At 59.4% G+C, this 16,669-nt stretch carries 17 protein-coding genes and 4 pseudogenes; 10 read left to right on the top strand and 11 right to left on the bottom strand.

The window, feature by feature from the left end; genetic code table 11:
• Positions 1-34 precede the first annotated feature (34 nt).
• A complete protein-coding gene (locus QCE79_RS35175; protein WP_309852620.1) occupies positions 35-925 on the bottom strand; it encodes a haloalkane dehalogenase in 891 nt (296 codons plus the stop codon).
• 161 nt (positions 926-1,086) lie between these two features.
• Here QCE79_RS35175 and QCE79_RS35170 point away from each other — a divergent pair, with 161 nt between their 5' ends.
• The gene (locus QCE79_RS35170) at positions 1,087-2,016 is read left to right on the top strand and encodes a LysR substrate-binding domain-containing protein (RefSeq protein ID WP_309852618.1); all 930 of its coding nucleotides are present in this window, start codon (positions 1,087-1,089) and stop codon (positions 2,014-2,016) included.
• A gap of 16 nt (positions 2,017-2,032) precedes the next feature.
• Here QCE79_RS35170 and QCE79_RS35165 read toward each other — a convergent pair whose 3' ends face one another.
• A complete protein-coding gene (locus QCE79_RS35165; RefSeq protein ID WP_309852661.1) occupies positions 2,033-2,365 on the bottom strand; it encodes a hypothetical protein in 333 nt (110 codons plus the stop codon).
• Between the two features lie 716 nt (positions 2,366-3,081).
• Between QCE79_RS35165 and QCE79_RS35160 the strand changes: the two genes are divergently transcribed.
• From QCE79_RS35160 to QCE79_RS35150, 3 genes are read left to right on the top strand one after another with little or no spacing between them, the layout of a single operon-like run.
• Positions 3,082-3,648 carry a carboxymuconolactone decarboxylase family protein gene (locus tag QCE79_RS35160; RefSeq protein ID WP_250495378.1) on the top strand — a complete coding sequence of 189 codons (567 nt, stop codon included), beginning with the start codon at positions 3,082-3,084 and terminating at the stop codon, positions 3,646-3,648.
• 25 nt (positions 3,649-3,673) lie between these two features.
• A complete protein-coding gene (locus QCE79_RS35155; RefSeq protein ID WP_309852614.1) occupies positions 3,674-4,381 on the top strand; it encodes a peroxiredoxin-like family protein in 708 nt (235 codons plus the stop codon).
• Positions 4,382-4,402: 21 nt separating this feature from the next.
• Complete coding sequence (locus tag QCE79_RS35150) at positions 4,403-5,128, top strand: SDR family oxidoreductase (protein ID WP_309852611.1); 726 nt, start codon at positions 4,403-4,405, stop codon at positions 5,126-5,128.
• Between the two features lie 26 nt (positions 5,129-5,154).
• On the opposite strand, the pseudogene QCE79_RS35145 reads toward QCE79_RS35150, so the two are convergent.
• The 4 genes and pseudogenes from QCE79_RS35145 to QCE79_RS35130 all read right to left on the bottom strand — a co-directional run.
• A pseudogene (locus QCE79_RS35145) lies at positions 5,155-6,039 on the bottom strand (LysR substrate-binding domain-containing protein); the annotation flags it as partial.
• 120 nt (positions 6,040-6,159) lie between these two features.
• Positions 6,160-6,396, bottom strand: coding sequence for a hypothetical protein (locus tag QCE79_RS35140; protein WP_309852658.1), 237 nt, complete (start codon positions 6,394-6,396; stop codon positions 6,160-6,162).
• A gap of 92 nt (positions 6,397-6,488) precedes the next feature.
• Positions 6,489-7,042, bottom strand: a pseudogene (locus QCE79_RS35135) (alkene reductase); the annotation flags it as partial.
• A 37-nt stretch (positions 7,043-7,079) separates the two neighbouring features.
• Positions 7,080-7,301: pseudogene (locus QCE79_RS35130) on the bottom strand (hypothetical protein); the annotation flags it as partial.
• A gap of 243 nt (positions 7,302-7,544) precedes the next feature.
• Between QCE79_RS35130 and QCE79_RS35125 the strand changes: the two are divergent.
• Positions 7,545-7,862, top strand: coding sequence for a glutathione S-transferase N-terminal domain-containing protein (locus QCE79_RS35125; protein WP_309852608.1), 318 nt, complete (start codon positions 7,545-7,547; stop codon positions 7,860-7,862).
• Positions 7,849-8,136, top strand: a complete 288-nt coding sequence (locus QCE79_RS35120; RefSeq protein ID WP_309852605.1) for a glutathione binding-like protein — start codon at positions 7,849-7,851, stop codon at positions 8,134-8,136. Before QCE79_RS35125 ends, QCE79_RS35120 begins: the two co-directional genes overlap by 14 nt.
• A gap of 307 nt (positions 8,137-8,443) precedes the next feature.
• On the opposite strand, the gene QCE79_RS35115 is transcribed toward QCE79_RS35120, so the two are convergent.
• Entirely contained in the window at positions 8,444-9,025 is a 582-nt protein-coding gene (locus tag QCE79_RS35115; protein ID WP_309852603.1) for a PIN domain-containing protein, read from the bottom strand.
• Positions 9,025-9,495 (bottom strand): excisionase family DNA-binding protein, encoded by a 471-nt coding sequence (locus QCE79_RS35110; RefSeq protein WP_309852599.1) that lies wholly within the window; start codon positions 9,493-9,495, stop codon positions 9,025-9,027. The genes QCE79_RS35115 and QCE79_RS35110 overlap by 1 nt, the downstream gene beginning before the upstream one ends.
• 417 nt (positions 9,496-9,912) lie before the next feature.
• On the opposite strand from QCE79_RS35110, the pseudogene QCE79_RS35105 reads away from it, so the two are divergent.
• Positions 9,913-11,020: pseudogene (locus tag QCE79_RS35105) on the top strand (IS5 family transposase).
• A 440-nt stretch (positions 11,021-11,460) separates the two neighbouring features.
• Here the strand turns inward: QCE79_RS35105 and QCE79_RS39585 are convergent.
• The gene (locus QCE79_RS39585; RefSeq protein WP_404989487.1) at positions 11,461-11,562 is read right to left on the bottom strand and encodes a DUF2934 domain-containing protein; all 102 of its coding nucleotides are present in this window, start codon (positions 11,560-11,562) and stop codon (positions 11,461-11,463) included.
• A gap of 654 nt (positions 11,563-12,216) precedes the next feature.
• Here QCE79_RS39585 and QCE79_RS35095 point away from each other — a divergent pair.
• Together QCE79_RS35095 and QCE79_RS35090 are read left to right on the top strand one after the other, a co-directional pair.
• Positions 12,217-13,149 carry a site-specific integrase gene (locus tag QCE79_RS35095; RefSeq protein WP_309852594.1) on the top strand — a complete coding sequence of 311 codons (933 nt, stop codon included), beginning with the start codon at positions 12,217-12,219 and terminating at the stop codon, positions 13,147-13,149.
• A gap of 138 nt (positions 13,150-13,287) precedes the next feature.
• Entirely contained in the window at positions 13,288-13,578 is a 291-nt protein-coding gene (locus tag QCE79_RS35090) for a TMEM175 family protein (protein ID WP_309852591.1), read from the top strand.
• Positions 13,579-14,294: 716 nt separating this feature from the next.
• On the opposite strand, the gene QCE79_RS35085 is transcribed toward QCE79_RS35090, so the two are convergent.
• Both QCE79_RS35085 and QCE79_RS35080 read right to left on the bottom strand, forming a co-directional pair.
• Complete coding sequence (locus tag QCE79_RS35085) at positions 14,295-14,570, bottom strand: hypothetical protein (RefSeq protein ID WP_309852588.1); 276 nt, start codon at positions 14,568-14,570, stop codon at positions 14,295-14,297.
• 286 nt (positions 14,571-14,856) lie between these two features.
• Positions 14,857-15,051 carry a CsbD family protein gene (locus tag QCE79_RS35080; RefSeq protein ID WP_309852586.1) on the bottom strand — a complete coding sequence of 65 codons (195 nt, stop codon included), beginning with the start codon at positions 15,049-15,051 and terminating at the stop codon, positions 14,857-14,859.
• A 313-nt stretch (positions 15,052-15,364) separates the two neighbouring features.
• On the opposite strand from QCE79_RS35080, the gene QCE79_RS35075 reads away from it, so the two are divergent.
• Positions 15,365-16,451 (top strand): IS3 family transposase gene (locus tag QCE79_RS35075; protein ID WP_309852583.1). Its coding sequence is split into 2 segments (ribosomal slippage): positions 15,365-15,627 and positions 15,626-16,451, totalling 1,089 coding nucleotides; the frame shifts between segments, so codons are not numbered across the junction.
• Positions 16,452-16,669 lie beyond the last annotated feature (218 nt).

Genomic DNA, 16,669 nt, shown 5'->3' with positions numbered 1-16,669 from the left:
TGGCGCTGTGATCGGCGCTGAATTGGAGTTGCGGTCAGCCGCGCAGCCGCCTGACGAACTTGGCCACCGCTTCGCCGATCGCATGCGGGCAATCCTCTGGGACATAGTGCTTCGCGCTGACGGTGAGCTCCTCTTGATTCGGCCAAGCGCGGCAAAATTCGCGCGCAGCGCCCGCTGTGCCGTGGCCTTCGTCCGCGTTGATGAAAAGCTTGGGCAGATTCGTACTTTGCGAGAGCCAGTCGCTATAGCGCTTGACTCGAGCGTAGGTCTCGGGCGGATCGCCATCGAAGGGAATCTGGCGCGGGAACACCAGCGTCGGCAACCGCGACACGCCGGGCCTTAGGAAACGCTGCGCATATACCTGTTTTTCTGCGTCGGTCAGCGCGCGTTTCACGCCGAGCTCGAACAGCATCTTGTCGACGAAGAAGTTATCTTCAAGCACCATCTGTTCGCCTTCCTCGCCACGCAGGCGGCGAAACACCGCCTGACGTTCCGGCGGCATGTCGGTCCAAAGGCGCGGGCGCACCATTGCCTCCATGTACGCAATGCCTGATACCGATCCCGGATAACGCACAGCGCGATCGAAGCCCAGCGCCGCTCCCCAATCCTGCACGACGAGCACGATGTTCTTGCTCAACCCCAACTGCTCGAACCACGCGTCGAGATAGTCAGCGTGGTCGTCGAAGCGATAGGAATACGTCGGCGAATCGCTTGATTGGCCCATGCCGATTAGATCCGGCGCAAGACACCGGCCGAGCGATTCGAGATGGGGAATCACGTTGCGCCACGTGTAGGACGAGGTCGGGTTGCCATGCAGGAACACGATCGGATCGCCCTCGCCGACATCGACATATGCCATTTCCGCGTCGCGCACTTTCACGCGTTGCATGTCATAGGGGAATGCAGCCGAAATGTCCTGACTCATTGTTGTCTCCGTTCGATTGAAATGTGCGCCTGGGAGTTATCGCGTTCGTACGGCACGCCGCGCTTGGATACCTAGCGATTCCCCCTGTAGTTCTCATAGTTTGGACGTCTCATACTCGACGCTCAAACGAATTTTGGTCGGCTTTTCCATGAGGTTTATGAATGAACCCACGTCGTCTGACTCCGTCGATGTCGCTTCTGATCGCCTTCGACGCCGCCGCGCGCCGGCTGAGCTTCACCGATGCCGCATCCGATCTCGCCCTGACCCAAAGCGCCGTGAGCCGCCAGGTGCAAGCGCTTGAGGAACTGCTGGGCGTGCCGCTATTTCGCCGCATGAATCGCAAGCTGACGCTCACGGCGATCGGCGCGGTCTACCACCGGGACATAGGCCAGGCGTTGCAGCGCGTGCGCAGCGCCTCGTTGCAGGCGATCGCGTCGCAGACGGGACGCGGCAGCCTTGACCTCGCTGCACTACCAACTTTTGCGAGCAAGTGGCTAATGCCCCGCCTATCCGACTTCTATAAGCGGCATCCAGGCGTGCTGATCAACCTGCACTCGCGCATTGGCCAGTTCGACTTCGAACGCAACGGCATCGACGCGGCAATCGGCGTAGGGGACGGCGCGTGGCCAGGGCTTGTGTCGTACAAGCTCTGCGACGAAACCTTGCTGCCGATCATCAGCCCGTCAGTCGCGCAGGTACAACCCATCCAGTCTCCGCAGGATCTGACGCGCCATTTGCTGTTGCGCGTGACGGCACGATCCGATTCCTGGATCCGCTGGTTCGAGGATCAGCATATCGACGAGCGCTCGATGAACGTCGGCCCGCAATTCGAGCTGACGTCGCACTTGATCGAAGCGGTCTCCTCCGGCATCGGGATCGGGCTCGTGCCCAGTTTTTTGATCCAGGAAGAGCTGGCGTCCGGCGCGGTGATGCTCGCGATCGACCGGCCGTTGCGCACGGGACTGAGCTATTACCTCTTCCTTCCCGCCGGAGATCAGCCGCTGCCGCAGAGCGTCGCGTTCCGCGAGTGGATCCTGTCACGCGCGCAGCAAGATTTCACGGATCCACACACCGTTTCGCCTCTGCAATAATTTAGTTCGCGATCATTTATCGATCGATCGTTAAATGGTAGTTCGACGGAACGACCTGACCAGTGTTGCCGCGCCAGCGCATACCCTCGTGGAACAGTCCGCTGACGGAGATACGGTGGAAAACCGGCGCTTGCCGGGAGACCGGGCTTCGCCTTTTTTCGCTTTTCGCCGTATCGACGGCTTTCGTAGCTTTCGTTAGATTGATGAGCACTGCGGGTGTGCCGTTAAGGATTGCATCGGCCTGACGGTCGACGTGCGCTTCAAGACAGTTTGGGAACGGCATGCCTTTAACCCACTGACGCACGCCGACGTAGAAGATGCTTGCATGCAGACTCCACACCAGTTCCATGTCGACTTCACGCGTCGCTTTGTCGGTGGCGGGCGGTGGGCCGTAGACTCGCGGATTTCGTCGATCACCGGCTTGAGCACTCGCTCGCACATTTGTTCGAGATAACGTGTGTTGATGCCCTCGCGCGCCAATCCCGCGAAGATGAACGTGCGGATCAGCGGACGCGTCAGCATGACGCTCGAATACGCCTGATAGAACGCGGTGAGCCGCGCCTGCAGGTCGACGGTGCGATCGGCGATCAACGCGTCCCATAGCGGATCCCAGCGATAGATCTCGCTGTACACGCGGTCGATGAGTGCTTCCTTGCTTGGAAAATATCGGTACAGCAGCGGCTGAGTAACGCCGATCTGTCGCGCCAACTCGCGCGGGCTGCCGGAAAAGCGTGGGTCGCGAAATGCTCGATTGCTTTATCGACGATCTGCTTTTCGCGTTCTTCCGGCGCCATGCGGCGCGAGGTCGCGGTCTTCGCGGCCGCCGGGCGTGCGGTCCTGCGCGTCGACGACGGAGCCAACGGGACGCCGGGACGCTGGATGCGTGGCATTGCAGGCTCTCTGAAGTCTGTGGATTCGACAATATAGCAAATGCATCTTGCGATTGGTCGCCTCTGGTCCGGCGGCCATTCCATACGGTAATGGCTGTTATTGCCGCCGGCGATCTTCTCCAAAGGCCCACGGCGTCCGATCATCTGCTCACCGCAACTCAACTTCTCGACCGCGATGAGCACCTTCCCGAAACACACGATCGACGACGCGCCCGAAGCGTCCAAAGCCCATCTTGAAGGCACGAAAAAAGCGTTTGGCTTCGTGCCAAACCTGCAGTCGTACATGGCTGAAGCGCCCGAGCTACTGGCCGGCTACTCGGCGCTTTGGGACCTGTTTTCGAAAAGCACGCTGACGCCGCACGAACAGCAGGTCGTCTATCTCACCTCGAACTTCGAGAACGACTGCCATTACTGCATGGCGGGGCACAGCACGCTCGCGAAGATGATCCATATGGACGAAGGCGTGATCGCCGCGCTACGCGCCGGCACGCCGCTGCCCGATGCGAAGCTCGAAGCGCTGCATCGCTTCACCACGCTCGTTGTCCGCGCGCGCGGATTCGTGCCGGACACTGATGTCGACGCGTTCCTCGCCGCCGGCTACACCCGCCGCAACGTGCTGGAAGTGATCCTCGGCGTCGCGACGAAAGTCATGAGCAACTACACGAACCACATCGTGCACACGCCGTATGACGCGTTCATGCAGGGCAACGAGTGGACGAAGCCGCAGGCTGTTTCGGCATAACGGAATCGAACGACGGAGAACCAACATGTCCCTGCAGCAGAAACTCGATGCATTTAAGGCCGACTTCAAGGGCGGCAAGCCGCCATACAACGTGCCGCCGGAAATCCACCCGATCATGGAGCGCGCCACGGCCGAGCTGATCGCGAGCGGCCACGCAGGCCGCTCGATCAAGGCCGGTGACCGCGCGCCGCAATTCACCCTGAACGATCAGAACGGCCATCCGGTGTCGTCCGCCGACCTGCTCGCGCAAGGGCCGCTCGTCATTACGTTCTATCGCGGTGTGTGGTGTCCGTACTGCAACATCGAGTTGCAGGCGCTGAACGAGGTGTTGCCGCAGATCCGCGCGCAGGGTGCCAACGTCGTCGCGATCTCGCCGCAGACATCCGTGAACAGCCGCAAGTCGGTACGCGACAACAGCCTCGACTTCCCCGTACTGAGCGACGAAAAAGGCGAAACCGGCGCGGCGTTCGGCTTGCGCTTCTCGCTGCCCGATTATCTGGTCGCGCTCTACCAGAAGCTGAAGAACGACCTGCCCGCGTTCAACGACGACCCATCCTGGACGCTGCCGATGCCGGCGCGCTACGTGATCGGACAAGACGGCGTCGTGCTGTACTCGGAGGTCAACCCCGACTACACGCACCGACCGGAGCCGACCGACATGATTCCGGTGCTCGAAAAGGCCGCAGGCCGACACCCTTCCTTGCACCGCCCGAAGCAGCACACCGGGCGGTGATTTCCTTGTGAGACTTCACGGATGACTCAACCTACCCCGCGTACCTTCCTGGTCACCGGCGCGACCAAAGGCATCGGCCTCGCACTCAGCAAGCGGCTCGTGAACGCCGGTCACCGGGTCGTCGGCCTTGCACGCGCCGATGCCGACTTCCCCGGCGAGCTCGTGACCGTCGATCTCGGCGACCGCGCGGCAACAGACGCCGTCTTGCTTGACCTGACGCGCCGCTTCGCCTTCGACGGCGTCGTCAACAACGTCGGTCTCGTGAAGCCGCAGCGCATCGGCCACGTCGACCTCGCCTCTCTCGACGACGTGTTCGCGGTCAATCTGCATCCGGCTGTGCAGGCCGTGCAGGCGTTGCTGCCCGGCATGTGTTCGCGGCGCTGGGGGCGCGTCGTCAACATATCGAGCCTGACGATTCTCGGCAAGACAGAGCGCACCGCCTATGCGGCTGCGAAGGCCGCGCTCATCAGCTTCGCGCGTTCGTGGGCGCTGGAACTCGCGGATACCGGCATCACGGTCAACGCGGTCGCGCCAGGACCGACCGAAACCGAACTGTTCCGCGCGAACAACCAGCCCGGCAGCGAAGGCGAGCGGCGTTACCTGTCCGCCGTGCCGATGGGCCGCTTTGGCCAGCCCGACGAGATCGCGGCGACCATCGCGTTCCTGCTTTCGGACGAAGCCGGCTTCATGACCGGGCAGACGCTGTACGTTGACGGCGGCGCATCAATCGGCAAGCTGGCTTTCTGAAGCTGGCCCGGTGCGGCGGCGCCCGCCGCTGCGCCCAGTACCTCCTCGACAAATGCAACGAACGCACGCGCCTTCGACGTCGGCATGCGGCCAGCCGGAAAAACCGCCCACAGATCGACGGGTGGCAAACTCCAGTCCGTGAGCGCCGCTCGCACGGTGCCGTCGGCCAGTTCCGGCGAAAACATCCACTCCGACGCAATTGCCAGCCCCAAGTGGCCGAGCACGGCCGTGCGCATGCCTTCAGCGGCGCTCACGCGCACACGTCCGGACACCACGACAGCGACTTCGGTGCCGTTCTGACTAAATGCCCACGATTCTCCGCCGCCGCGTAACGAGTAAACGATGGCCTGATGACGGCTCAGCTCGGCCGGCGTGCCGGGCACGCCCATCTGCGCGAAATAGTCCGGCGTGGCGACCACGAGACGGCGGCTTCGCGAGACATGGCGTGCAGTCATCGACGAATCGTCGAGCGAGCCCATTCTCAACGCGACATCCACGCCCTCCTCCAGCAGGTCGATCGAGCGGTCGTCGAGGATGACGTCGAGTTCGAGGTTCGGGTGGCGGTCGAGAAAAACCTTCAGCGCGGGCAGCACGTGCAAACGCGAAAATGTCACCGCAGCGCTGATGCGTAGACGGCCTGACAAACCCGCGGACGATTCATGCACGGCCTGTTCCGCATGGTCGGCCGCCTCGATCGCGCGGCGCGCATGTTCGTAGAAGCGCTGTCCGGCATCTGTCGGCGTCAGACCACGCGTCGAACGCAGCAGCAAACGGGCGCCCAGATGGCCTTCAAGCTGCGCGACAGATTTCGACACTGCAGGCTGCCCCAGTGCAAGGCGCCGTGCAGCGGCCGAGAACGACCCCGCCTCGACTACCGCGACGAACGTTTCCATTGCTGCCATCCGATCCATGCAAACCCCTGCTCCGTTAGGTTATTTCGCCGTGCGCTCGACGACACGAAACGCAAAGCGGCCGTACCGGCAATCGGGCACGGTACGGCCGGCGTAGGCGTCGCGGCCAATCAGCCGCAGTCAGGCCGTTTCCGCTTGATAGAAAGCGTAGTCGGTGTAGCCATGCGCGTAGTCGCCGTAGAACGTCGTGCGGTCGTAGCGATTTAGCGGTGCGTCCACGCGCAGCCGTTCCGGAAAGTCGGGGTTCGAGACGAACAGCCGCCCGAAAGCGACGAGATCGGCGACGCCTGCGTCGACGGCATGCAGCGCACTTTCCGCGGTGAACCCGCCGGCCGCGACGATCGTGCCAGTGTACACACAGCGGATATCGGCGGTCGCACGGCGGATGCCGCGGTCTCGGTATCCTCGTTGCCGCGAATCCGCGGTTCGATCACCTGAAGATAAGCCAGGCCGTAGCCGTCGAGGTGGCGGCTCACGTATGCGAAGGTGGCGTGCGGATCGCTGTCCGACATCGTGCCGTAGGTGCCGCTGGGCGACACACGCATCGCAACGCGGTCGGCGCCCCAGACCGACACGGCCGCATCGAGCACCTCCAACAGAAAGCGCCCACGGTTTTCGAGGAACCGCCGTATTTGTCCGTACGATGGTTCGAGCCATCGGGCAGGAACTGCTCCAGCAGATAGCCGTTGGCCGCATGAAGTTCGACACCGTCGAAACCGGTGTCGATCGCAAGGGTCGCCGCACGCCGGAACTCGTCGACTACGCCCGCGATTCCGTAGGTGTCCAGCGCCCGGGGCATCACCTGCTCGACTTCCACGATATTGCCGGCCGCATCTCGGATCGCGGCGTGCTCGCGCGCCTGGATCGCAGACGGCGCGACAGGCACCGCACCGTCGATATTGGCGGGATGCGCCTGCCGCCTCGCGTGCCAGAGCTGCACGAATATGCGAGCGCCTTTCGCATGCACCGCGTCGGTCACGCCGCCAACCACGCGCGTGAGCATTGCTGTATAGGGCCGGCGCACCGGCGTACGCAACGCCGAGCGGCGACACCGTCGTCGCATCCGTGACCAGCAGCGCGCCAGCACTCGCCCGCTGTGCGTAGTATTCAACCATCAGATCGCCCGGCACGTTGTCCGTGTCGGTGCGCATCCGCGTGAGCGGCGCCAGCACGATACGGTGAGAATACGGACCAACTCGAACTGGACTCAAGAGAGGATTCGTGGCAAGCGGCGAGTGCTGTATGGAGGCTAGAGGCGTCATCATCGACGCCGTACTCTGGCGATAGAAGTCATCCCCCAGTGATAACACCTATTCCGTCGCGGAATACACCGACACCATTCGCCAACGGAATCACATTCATGCCGTGCACCATACTTCAGCCGCCGGCATCGGGAAGGCAAAGTTCCGTCCGTCGTTATCGACCCGTTGGCCCCTTGGCCCCCGTCGGACAAGAACTCTAATCATGCATCACGTCTTTGCCTTTGCAACGCCAAATAGCGTCAAGTGCCGATTGAGCTGGAAGAACTCGGCCTCCATTACGAACTGCACGCCGTCAACGTAAAGAAGGGAGAGCAGAAGCGCGACGACTTTCTGGCGCTCAACCGGAACGGCAAGGTGCCGGTTCTCACCGATACACATCGGACTTTCGTGCTGACCGAATTGGCGGCCATTCTCGTTCACCTGGCGGAGCTGCACGGCAAGTTACTCTCGACCGAACCGTTCTCGCGGGCCCGTACGTTCGAGCAGTTGTTCGTTCATGCTTCGGGACTGAGTCCCGCGTTCGGGCAGGCCGGCTATTTTTCGGAAGATGGCCCCTGTTGAATGTTCCGCACACGCAATCGAGCGCTTCGGCAACGAGGCGCAGCGGCACCTACGACTGCTCGACGGCAAGCTCGCGCAGCGGGAATTCGCCGCGGGAAACGATTATTCGATCGCGGACATCGGCCACTTCGATTGGATCTGGAGGCGGGCATTTCTCGCACTCGAACTTACGGACACGCCACATGTGGCCCGCTGGTACGAACGCATTAGCCAGCGTCCTGCCGTGCAAGCCGCTATTTCACGGATTGAGGCGCTGGCCGCGACGGCAAGCTGATGCCCATCCGACTCAGGGGCGCGTTACTCGCGTCACTTCGCAGAAATCGGTTGCGCTTCGCAGGCGGCTACGCACAGGCGATCACGGCCAGTTACCAGCTTCGCAGGGTGGTTGCAGCTTCCAAGGCCGTACCGGCGAATTCACAAGCGCTGCTCGCGTCGTAGCTAGTCGTGTCAAGAAACGTCATCACCGGCACTAGACATAAGTAACATTGCCACACATTCATATGTAGTGCGAAATGCTCAATCGGAGGAACGCTTCGGAAGTTCACTGAGGAGCAGCGGGCCTTGCACGAGCGCTGCAGTGTTTAGATCAGCTCGGCAGCTTCACGAATTCGATGAGCGGTCATTGGCAGCTCATTTTGTTCGAGCACTGTCGCGAATTCTTCCACTGAACTTTGTGGTCGTTTGCGTCGAGCACGCATTCGTTTGAATGATGAGATCGCGACTAGCGGCTCAAGATCCCATTGGTTCACGATGAATCGATCGGGATGTACGATTTCAATTCCGTACGGCGCAACAGCGCTTTCAGGGAAATCGCGGACATTAGCGGTGACGATGCAATCCGCGTGACCCGCTAGGGCGGCCGCTAGAACATGCCTGTCGTTAGCGTCGGGGAGATTGAGACTCTCGACCAGCGGAGACCACGCTTCATCAAGCACTTGCCAGTCGGGTACGGCGTCGCGCATGGCGTCTCGTCGTACCCAAAGCCTGCCCTTCAGCTCCGGGCGACGCTGTACAAGCGCCAGCATCCATTCTTCTTCGATTTTGCTCGACCATTTGGCGCTGAAAAGCCCGGCAGTGGCCAAACTGAGCAGCGCATCCGTCTGGGCGATGGAGAAGAGCACACAAGCATCAAGTACGGCTGTGTAACGCGCATTCCCAGCCATCAGTAGTCCAGGCCCAGATTGCGTGCGTTGTCTGCCATGCGGTCCAATGCAGATTCTTGTCGCTCGCGCATTTGATTGGCGTAGGCCATCAGATCTCCGAAAGCAACTCGCCGATGCGTCCCGACCATCCGATGCGGGAGTCTTCCCGCTTCAATTTCCTTGATCACGAAAGGCCGAGATACGTTGAGGAAGTGCGCCGCTTCGACGGTCGTGAACTCTTTCTGGCTTGGCACGACCGAAATCGCCCGCCCTTCGCTCATTGCGCCCAGCAGCTGGCTAATTAGCTTGAGTGCCGCTGGAGGCACGTCGATAGAAGGATGCTCGCCCGTGTCGGTCGTCAACGTAATCGCGGCTGCACGCGAGTGATTGAGCGCTTCCATAATGCAACGCTGGGCAACCCGCGCCATTTCGAGATCACTCTGACTCATCGGCGGCGGAGACACCTCCCGGATTCGATTCGTCGTTGTCATGGGGATACCCTCGTTAAGTTTTCTGGGTTAGAGTACGCGATAGATGAAATAAATGCAATATGTGCAACATCTGTCCGCTTTTTGGTCTAGACGGGCCGCGCCCGGTACAGATGTGGATGTCGGACACGCAGCGCCATGGAGTTTGCCAAGGAACGTCGCCGTTGGTGGAACGAGGGCCCATGAGAACTTGCCCCCGTTTTCCGAGCCAGCTGCGAGGTGAGTGAGAAGGATTTGAGCGAGGCGTCTCCACCATAGCGGTGACAGTGAAGACACGGACGGATGGCGGCGATCTTTGAAGGCGACTGGTAAAATCAGTAGACTGATCTAACAGGCTGTTGAAATACCCTCTGCGCGGGTCATCCGTGCGCAAGGGAGAAACGTTGATTTAAAGAATCAAACGACACTGAGCCCAAAGCGATGCGCGGCCCCGACGGCTGTACCGAATCGATGTTCACGATGTCCAGACTGGACGATTTCGTTCCGGCCAATCATCCGCTGCGACCGATTCGCCTGTGGCTGAACGAGGCGCTCACGCGCATGGACGAGGTGTTTTCGCGCATGTACGAGAGCGAGGCCAAAGGCGGTCGCCCGAGCATCGCGCCGGAGAAGCTGATACGCGCTCTGTTGTTGCAGGTGCTGTATTCGATTCGCAGCGAACGCATGCTGATGGAGCAAATCTCCTACAACATGCTGTTTCGCTGGTTCGTCGGACTGGCGATGGACGATGCGGTCTGGGACCACTCCACCTTCAGCAAGAACCGCGACCGGCTGATGGTCCACGATGTCATGGTCAGCCTGTTCAACGAAACTGTCGAGACGGCGCGCGTGCGAGGTCACCTGTCGGGCGAACACTTCAGCGTGGACGGCACGCTCATTCAGGCGTGGGCGGGGCACAAGAGCTTCGTGCCCAAGACGAAACCGGATGACGATTCGCCGCCTGAGGGCGGAGGCGGCTCGCAGGAAGAACTGGCGCGGCGAGAAACGCAGCAACGACACCCATGAATCCAGCACGGACACTCAGGCGCGCCTGTTTCGCAAGAGTCGTGGCACGGGCGCGGTGCTTTGCTACATGGGTCACGTGCTGACTGATAATCGGCATGGTCTGGTGGTGAACGCACAAGTCACGCAGGCCAACGGCACGGCCGAACGGGACGCGGCCGAGCAGATGCTTGCGGATGCTGCGCGATTTGCCGGTACGACCATAACGGTCGGTGCCGACAAGAACTACGATACGGCCGGATTCGTGGCGACGTGCCGCGAGAACAACGTGACACCGCACGTGGCGCAAAACGATGCACGCGCGGGCGGTTCCGCGATTGACGCTCGAACCACACGATGGCCCGGCTATGCAATCAGTCAGTGCAAACGCAAACGCATCGAGCAAGTGTTTGGATGGGGCAAGACAGTCGGCAGGATTCGGCAGGCGATGTATCGAGGTCTGAAGCGAGTCGACCAGCTCTTCGTGCTGACTCAGGCGGCGTACAACCTCACTCGCATGCGAACGCTTGCTGCCAGGACAGCTTGAAAGAGTACGCGAGAAGGAAAGCGGCATCGGCAGCATCTGAATCACAGAAAAGTCGGCGTCAATTCATTTGGAACCCTGCATCGCGCTAGCTCTTCCGAATAATCGAGTGCGCGTTCACGAAGGGATATTTCAACGGCCTGCTAGGTCTATTACGCCTAACGGCCAGCCCAGCTCAAGTGACCATCCGGCCGTCGAATTTAAATGCGGGCCGCCCTTACCTTGGTGAACTTCGTTCTAGATGTTTTCACTGGTTTAACGTCGCCCATCGTTTTCTCCAGGCTGAGTGTTTGAACATTTCGTGTGTCTCCTGATGCCACGTCAGTGAGAGAGCCACTGTCTGGAAATAGTTGGTGAGCGTTGCTGATTGGCTTCAGCCGACGCTGACACCGAAGTGGAAATGTTTTTGGATAGCTGAGCCTCTTCGTCAAGAAGATCGATGGCTAGTACCAATAATACTCGTCGCGGCCTTGCTGACGTCCATCTGCCTCCCCTAAGTGGTAAGCGCGTGCACGGACCGCTTGTTCCGTTAGCAGGTCTTGCATCGTCTGAGTTCCGTTTGTGTTGCCGCAAGGATAACGGCATCGTCCCATCGAGCGTGCCGCGACTCAGCCGCTTATCTCCCTTGCCTGTTTTGCCGTCCTTCGACGTGACACAAAGGCGCATGGCGAGCACCTGAAGCAGCTCTGCCGCGATCGCGGCTTCGTTGGGCTCTATCCGCTCGACGGCGAGGTTCCCTTCTCGCTCCCGGCGCAGAATGCAGCCCGCCATATTCTTTAAGGCGAACGTCCAGTTGAGCCGTTCGGCCGATATTGTCATGGCGAACCTCGATCATTTTCGGGGCGCGGGCGAGCCGGACAGCAGCACTGCCTCGAAGTCGGCCTTGCGGTGGCGCTAGGGAAGCCCGTTTTATGGATATCGATCCAACAAATCGACGCTGGCTCAGCGCGTTGAGGCGGCGGCTACCGAAAGCGATGGCGCTCACTGCGCGGGCGGCTCCCTCATCGAAGACTTCGGCCTGAGCGTCAATCTAATGCTCGCGTGCTCTGCACGGGTCGTCGTCGGTGGACCGACGGCTGCCTGATGCAATCGATAGAGAAGTCGCCAGGAGTGCCCCCGGTCCTTGGAAGCTGGGGGTTGGCGAAGCGTTAGCTTCGCGGTAGGGTTGGGGTTTAGCGAACTTCAGTATATCGACATCTATGTCTGACGATCTTTGGCTTATCGCACCGGAAGACGCTTATGCGCAGTGGCAACGGGAGGAAGCTACCGGCGCCGATCGCCGCGCGTTCGCCGACCAGTCGATCGTTCAGCACCGGTCAATGTTTTCGCGGTTCAACGATTTTCTGATTGCTCACCGTGCGACTGTGGCCAGCTACGGGGCGGACCACCTCGACGGCTTCTTCACCGTCCTTGCACAGGATTGCGCGCCCGGCACGACCACCCGCCTGCGCTATCTCAAGCTGATCGACCGGTTCACGCGGCACCTCATCAACATCGATTTGCGTGCGGACAATCCGGCCGCGCTGATGCTCATCAATGAGAGCTGGCCAGATGACGAACCGACGCCGATCTATCTCTCGCTAGAAGACGATTTGCGCCTACAGGCCGTCTGCGTCGACACGCAAGGCGCTGCGTTAAGAGAACTGCGGAACATGGCAATCGTTGCGCTCTTTCTCGCCTCGGGTTTGACGGCGGCCGAGTTGAGGCAACTGAGGTCCGATGATCTTGATGTCGCCTACGATCGCCCTACTGTCTTCGTCGACAAACACGGACCTCGCATCGCGCGACGGGTGCCCATCGACCCTTTTGCCGCAAACGTTCTGCGCGCCTACTATGAAGCGCGTCGAAGCATCCAGTGCGTGACGCAATGGTTGTTCATCGCCACCGCGGCAGGAAAACCAATGCAGCCGGACACGATGCTCAAATGCGTGCGTGTCGCTCTTAAGCGGGCCGGCTTGACTGCGGCCGACGAGAGCCCGCGCTTGCTCCGGAACACTTACGGTCGCCGGCACGTCGCAGCAGGCAGGACCAACGAACAGGTGAGCAACCTCATGGGCCTATCCAGCCACCGCACCGCCACTCGCCTTCGTCAAACTCTTGATCCTAATGAGATGCCGGAAGCACAGGCTTAGAAGCCTTTTGATCGGCTTCGGCCAGAAGCGCTCATTCTTAGTCGGTCGCACTTACGCAACTTTTCTCGTTCAGCAAGTAAGCCTGCGACTACGACATAGATTGTGCGTGCTGTGCTCCGAGCAGAGCGGCCCCGGCGTATGCGAAGGGACTCAGACGATGCTACGCAAACGACCTGCCGACGCGGAAACGCATGGGGCCAGCGCGGATTTGACCGCTTCGGGGGATTCAGCGACGCGGTTTTCGCGATCGCACTGACCCTGCTAATTGTCGAGATCAAGGTGCCCGGATCTCCAGAGGGCACGCATGGCTACAGCGACCTCGCAAGCGCCATGGCGGAGCAGTGGCGCGAATTCCATTCCGTGGCCCGAAAGAACTATCGCTACCGAATAATTCCGGGGCAGCTCGCAGCGAGGGCGCGGCAAAGATAGAAAGGAATAGCTATTTTCTAGCTTCGAATGCTCTTCTTCTTTTACCAATTCGAAAAAGGACCGCGGGAGCCGTCGATACGAGGCTAGGTTGATCGCTGCATGATTTGCTTTACGTGGAAACAATGCAGGGTCATTGCCGACGGTGTTCTTTAAGTTATACATTTTGAAAGCGTAAGAGGCATTCGTTCTTAGACGGCATTCTTTTTTGTCGAACATGGACGGTTCGAGGTAGCAATCCCTCGTGCAGTCAAAACGCCGAAAGCGGTGCCAAAAAGAGCCCGCCACCGAGGGCGGGCGAAACTACTGAGAGACAGCAGCCGAGGCGCTGCATCCTCCTATCAACGGCACCAACATTCCAAACTTGAGCAGCTCGTTTTACAAGTTTCAACGGATCGGCTTCAACTGAACGAGACGCCACGTTCAGACAGCGAAAGCGCCGACGATTGGCCAACCCGTCGCTGACAATGTCCATTGACCAGCTCTGGTTCGGTCCCGTTGGCACCGGCAGCGGTTTGCGCTACCGCCGAAGTCAATGCACTCGCATACTCGCGGACTAATGTGTCAAAATCGAGCAGAGCTTCATGCGCTTGACAATGCACAGCGCCAACTATAGGGCGGTGGACCACGCAAATAAGCCGAAATGTTATGGTAGAACATCCAGGCGAGGGTAGTTTAGCCGACTGACAATACATGCTGTCGGAGCAAAAGAGAACCCGCTAATTTGCTAATATTTTTGCCGCCTCCTCCAGTACCTTTGCGGCTCTAGGCGACGAGTGAGCAACGTAATTAGCCCTCATCTTAAGCTGCGCGATTAGCTTTGGACGGTTGTAGGTTTGGCCTCCACTTTTCCACGGGTCTAAGTGCTTTATAGCGTTTTCAGGAAGAATGGCGATTAACTCGGAGACATCTTCGCCATTCTCGCCTTTTGCGGCGAGCCGTTGAAACTCAGCGATGTAAAACTTCAATGCGCTGTCTTCGCGTTCGCTCGTCATTACTTCTCCAATAATGCAACAGCACAGGCTGACTTTCCAGACGAGAGCGCAATCGCAATGCCTACGCAACTGTTCGGCCGGCAGCTCTACATGTGATGCGACGGCTATGCTATGAACTGAAAAAGTTTCGCGAAGGAACTTAAGCTATCGTAAAGATTTTTTCTAGACAAGGACGAACAATCCATGTGGAGATTGCTACTCACGCACTCAGTGATTGTTGAGCGCCGCGATGAATGACGCCCGCGAGATGGAGGCGGGCGTACATCCGTCCTACGTCAGACATCCATTACGGCTTCGACCTATCGTTGGCCGCGTCCTCAAGATCTTCTTTGGCGTCGCCTACATCTTTGCGCACTTCGCCTGCTGCTTGCTGTGCGTCGCCTTTCGCTTCCTGGGCTGGATCATTCGTCATTTTTCCAATGCCCTCATTGATTTTGCCCTTCACCTTCTCCCCTACTCCCTTGACTTGGTCTTCATTCATGGCATCGCTCCTTTTCGCCGGCAACATGCGGGCATCCACTCTTAGCAAGGAAAGTGCCTCCCACTCTTCACTTTCGAGCTTCAACGAGGATTTCCGCGATATCGTTACCGTCTAAAGTAAGCACATGATACTTCTCACAGAAGCGGTCCGCCATTCTCCATGACGCGTCCGGCTAACATCATGCAGTCGACTTTAAAGGCGCTAGCTGCGAAATTCTGGCTAGAAGTTAATTAAATTTATATCTGAATCGGTATTCCTCCCGTCCAGTAAGCGGGATCAGAAGTAGAATTTCCAGCAAAAGGAGTTCTACGCAATGAAGAAGTCGAAGTTCACGGATAGCCAGAACATGGACGCGCTCAAGCGCGCGGAAGCTGGCGTGACGGTGCCGGAGGTTTGCCGGGAGTTGGGCATCAGCACGGCAACGTTCTACAGCTGGCGCAGCAAGTACGGCGGGATGGACGTGTCGCTGATGGCGCGGATGAAGGAGCTGGAAGCGGAGAATGCGCGACTGCGCAAGATGTACGTCGAAGAGAAGATCAAGGCGGAGGTTGTCGCAGAGGCGCTGGCAAAAAAGACTGAGGCCATCTACTCGCCGCGAGATGGCCAGAGAAGCAGTAGCGAGCCGGGGCGTGTCGATCCGGCTCGCATGCGAGGCATTTGGCATAAGCCAGACGTGCTACCGCTACGAGCGGCAGCGCAATGCAGAGAACGAGCAGATTGCCGACTGGCTGCTACGGCTGACCGACAATCAACGCAATTGGGGCTTTGGGCTGTGTTTTCTGTACCTGCGCAACGTGAAGGGCTTCGGTTGGAACCATAAGCGCGTGTACCGGATTTACCGAGAACTGGAGCTGAACCTGCTCATCAAGCCTCGCAAGCGGCTTGTACGGCAGGCGCCGGAGCCGCTGATCGTGCCGGCGTCGGTGAATGCGGTGTGGTCGATGGACTTCATGCACGACCAGTTGAAGGACGGGCGCAGTATCCGGCTGTTCAACGTGATCGACGACTTTAACCGCGAAGCGTTGGGCATCGAGATCGACTTCTCGTTACCCTCGGAACGTGTCATCCGGGCCTTGGAGCAAATCATCGGCTGGAGAGGAAAGCCGTTGGCGATACGGTGCGATAACGGTCCGGAGTACCTCAGTGATGCGATCACGCAATGGGCTGCAAGGCTTGGCATCGCCTTGAACCACATTCAGCCTGGCAAGCCGCAGCAGAACGCCTATGTGGAGAGATTCAACCGGACGGTGCGCTATGAATGGCTGTCGCAATACTACTGGGACGACCTCGCGCACGTGCAGCACTTCGCAACCGAATGGATGTGGCAATACAATCACGAGCGCCCGAACATGGGCCTTGGCGGCATGACGCCAAAACAGTGGCTTATCGCCGCCGCATAGCCTCTACTTCTGACTCGCGTTAAAAGTGGGGGGATTACCCAGGCGTCGCCATCCTGTGACGGCGTCTTTTTATTATTGGATAAGGGACATGCTGTCGGAAAGAAATACTGCCAAGAAAACACTCAACTAACGCAAACTTCGCGTTTTCAGTATCAGCTTCAGAAAGTATCGGTCGTTAAGCATATTCGGGTACAGCCGCGGGCCGTATTGCGAGAAAG

The sequence above is a fragment of the Caballeronia sp. LZ003 genome, assembly GCF_031451465.1.
Lineage (GTDB): Bacteria > Pseudomonadota > Gammaproteobacteria > Burkholderiales > Burkholderiaceae > Caballeronia.
This window is presented reverse-complemented; position numbering and strand designations above follow the sequence as displayed.

Coding starts and splice junctions, on each gene's coding strand:
- QCE79_RS35090 (WP_309852591.1), top strand. CDS start 13,288: ATGCGAAGGGACTCAGACGATGCTACGCAAACGACCTGCCGACGCGGA.
- QCE79_RS35160 (WP_250495378.1), top strand. CDS start 3,082: ATGAGCACCTTCCCGAAACACACGATCGACGACGCGCCCGAAGCGTCC.
- QCE79_RS35110 (WP_309852599.1), bottom strand. CDS start 9,495: ATGACAACGACGAATCGAATCCGGGAGGTGTCTCCGCCGCCGATGAGT.
- QCE79_RS35085 (WP_309852588.1), bottom strand. CDS start 14,570: ATGACGAGCGAACGCGAAGACAGCGCATTGAAGTTTTACATCGCTGAG.
- QCE79_RS39585 (WP_404989487.1), bottom strand. CDS start 11,562: ATGCAAGACCTGCTAACGGAACAAGCGGTCCGTGCACGCGCTTACCAC.
- QCE79_RS35095 (WP_309852594.1), top strand. CDS start 12,217: ATGTCTGACGATCTTTGGCTTATCGCACCGGAAGACGCTTATGCGCAG.
- QCE79_RS35155 (WP_309852614.1), top strand. CDS start 3,674: ATGTCCCTGCAGCAGAAACTCGATGCATTTAAGGCCGACTTCAAGGGC.
- QCE79_RS35150 (WP_309852611.1), top strand. CDS start 4,403: ATGACTCAACCTACCCCGCGTACCTTCCTGGTCACCGGCGCGACCAAA.
- QCE79_RS35120 (WP_309852605.1), top strand. CDS start 7,849: ATGGCCCCTGTTGAATGTTCCGCACACGCAATCGAGCGCTTCGGCAAC.
- QCE79_RS35080 (WP_309852586.1), bottom strand. CDS start 15,051: ATGAATGAAGACCAAGTCAAGGGAGTAGGGGAGAAGGTGAAGGGCAAA.
- QCE79_RS35175 (WP_309852620.1), bottom strand. CDS start 925: ATGAGTCAGGACATTTCGGCTGCATTCCCCTATGACATGCAACGCGTG.
- QCE79_RS35165 (WP_309852661.1), bottom strand. CDS start 2,365: ATGGAACTGGTGTGGAGTCTGCATGCAAGCATCTTCTACGTCGGCGTG.
- QCE79_RS35115 (WP_309852603.1), bottom strand. CDS start 9,025: ATGGCTGGGAATGCGCGTTACACAGCCGTACTTGATGCTTGTGTGCTC.
- QCE79_RS35170 (WP_309852618.1), top strand. CDS start 1,087: ATGAACCCACGTCGTCTGACTCCGTCGATGTCGCTTCTGATCGCCTTC.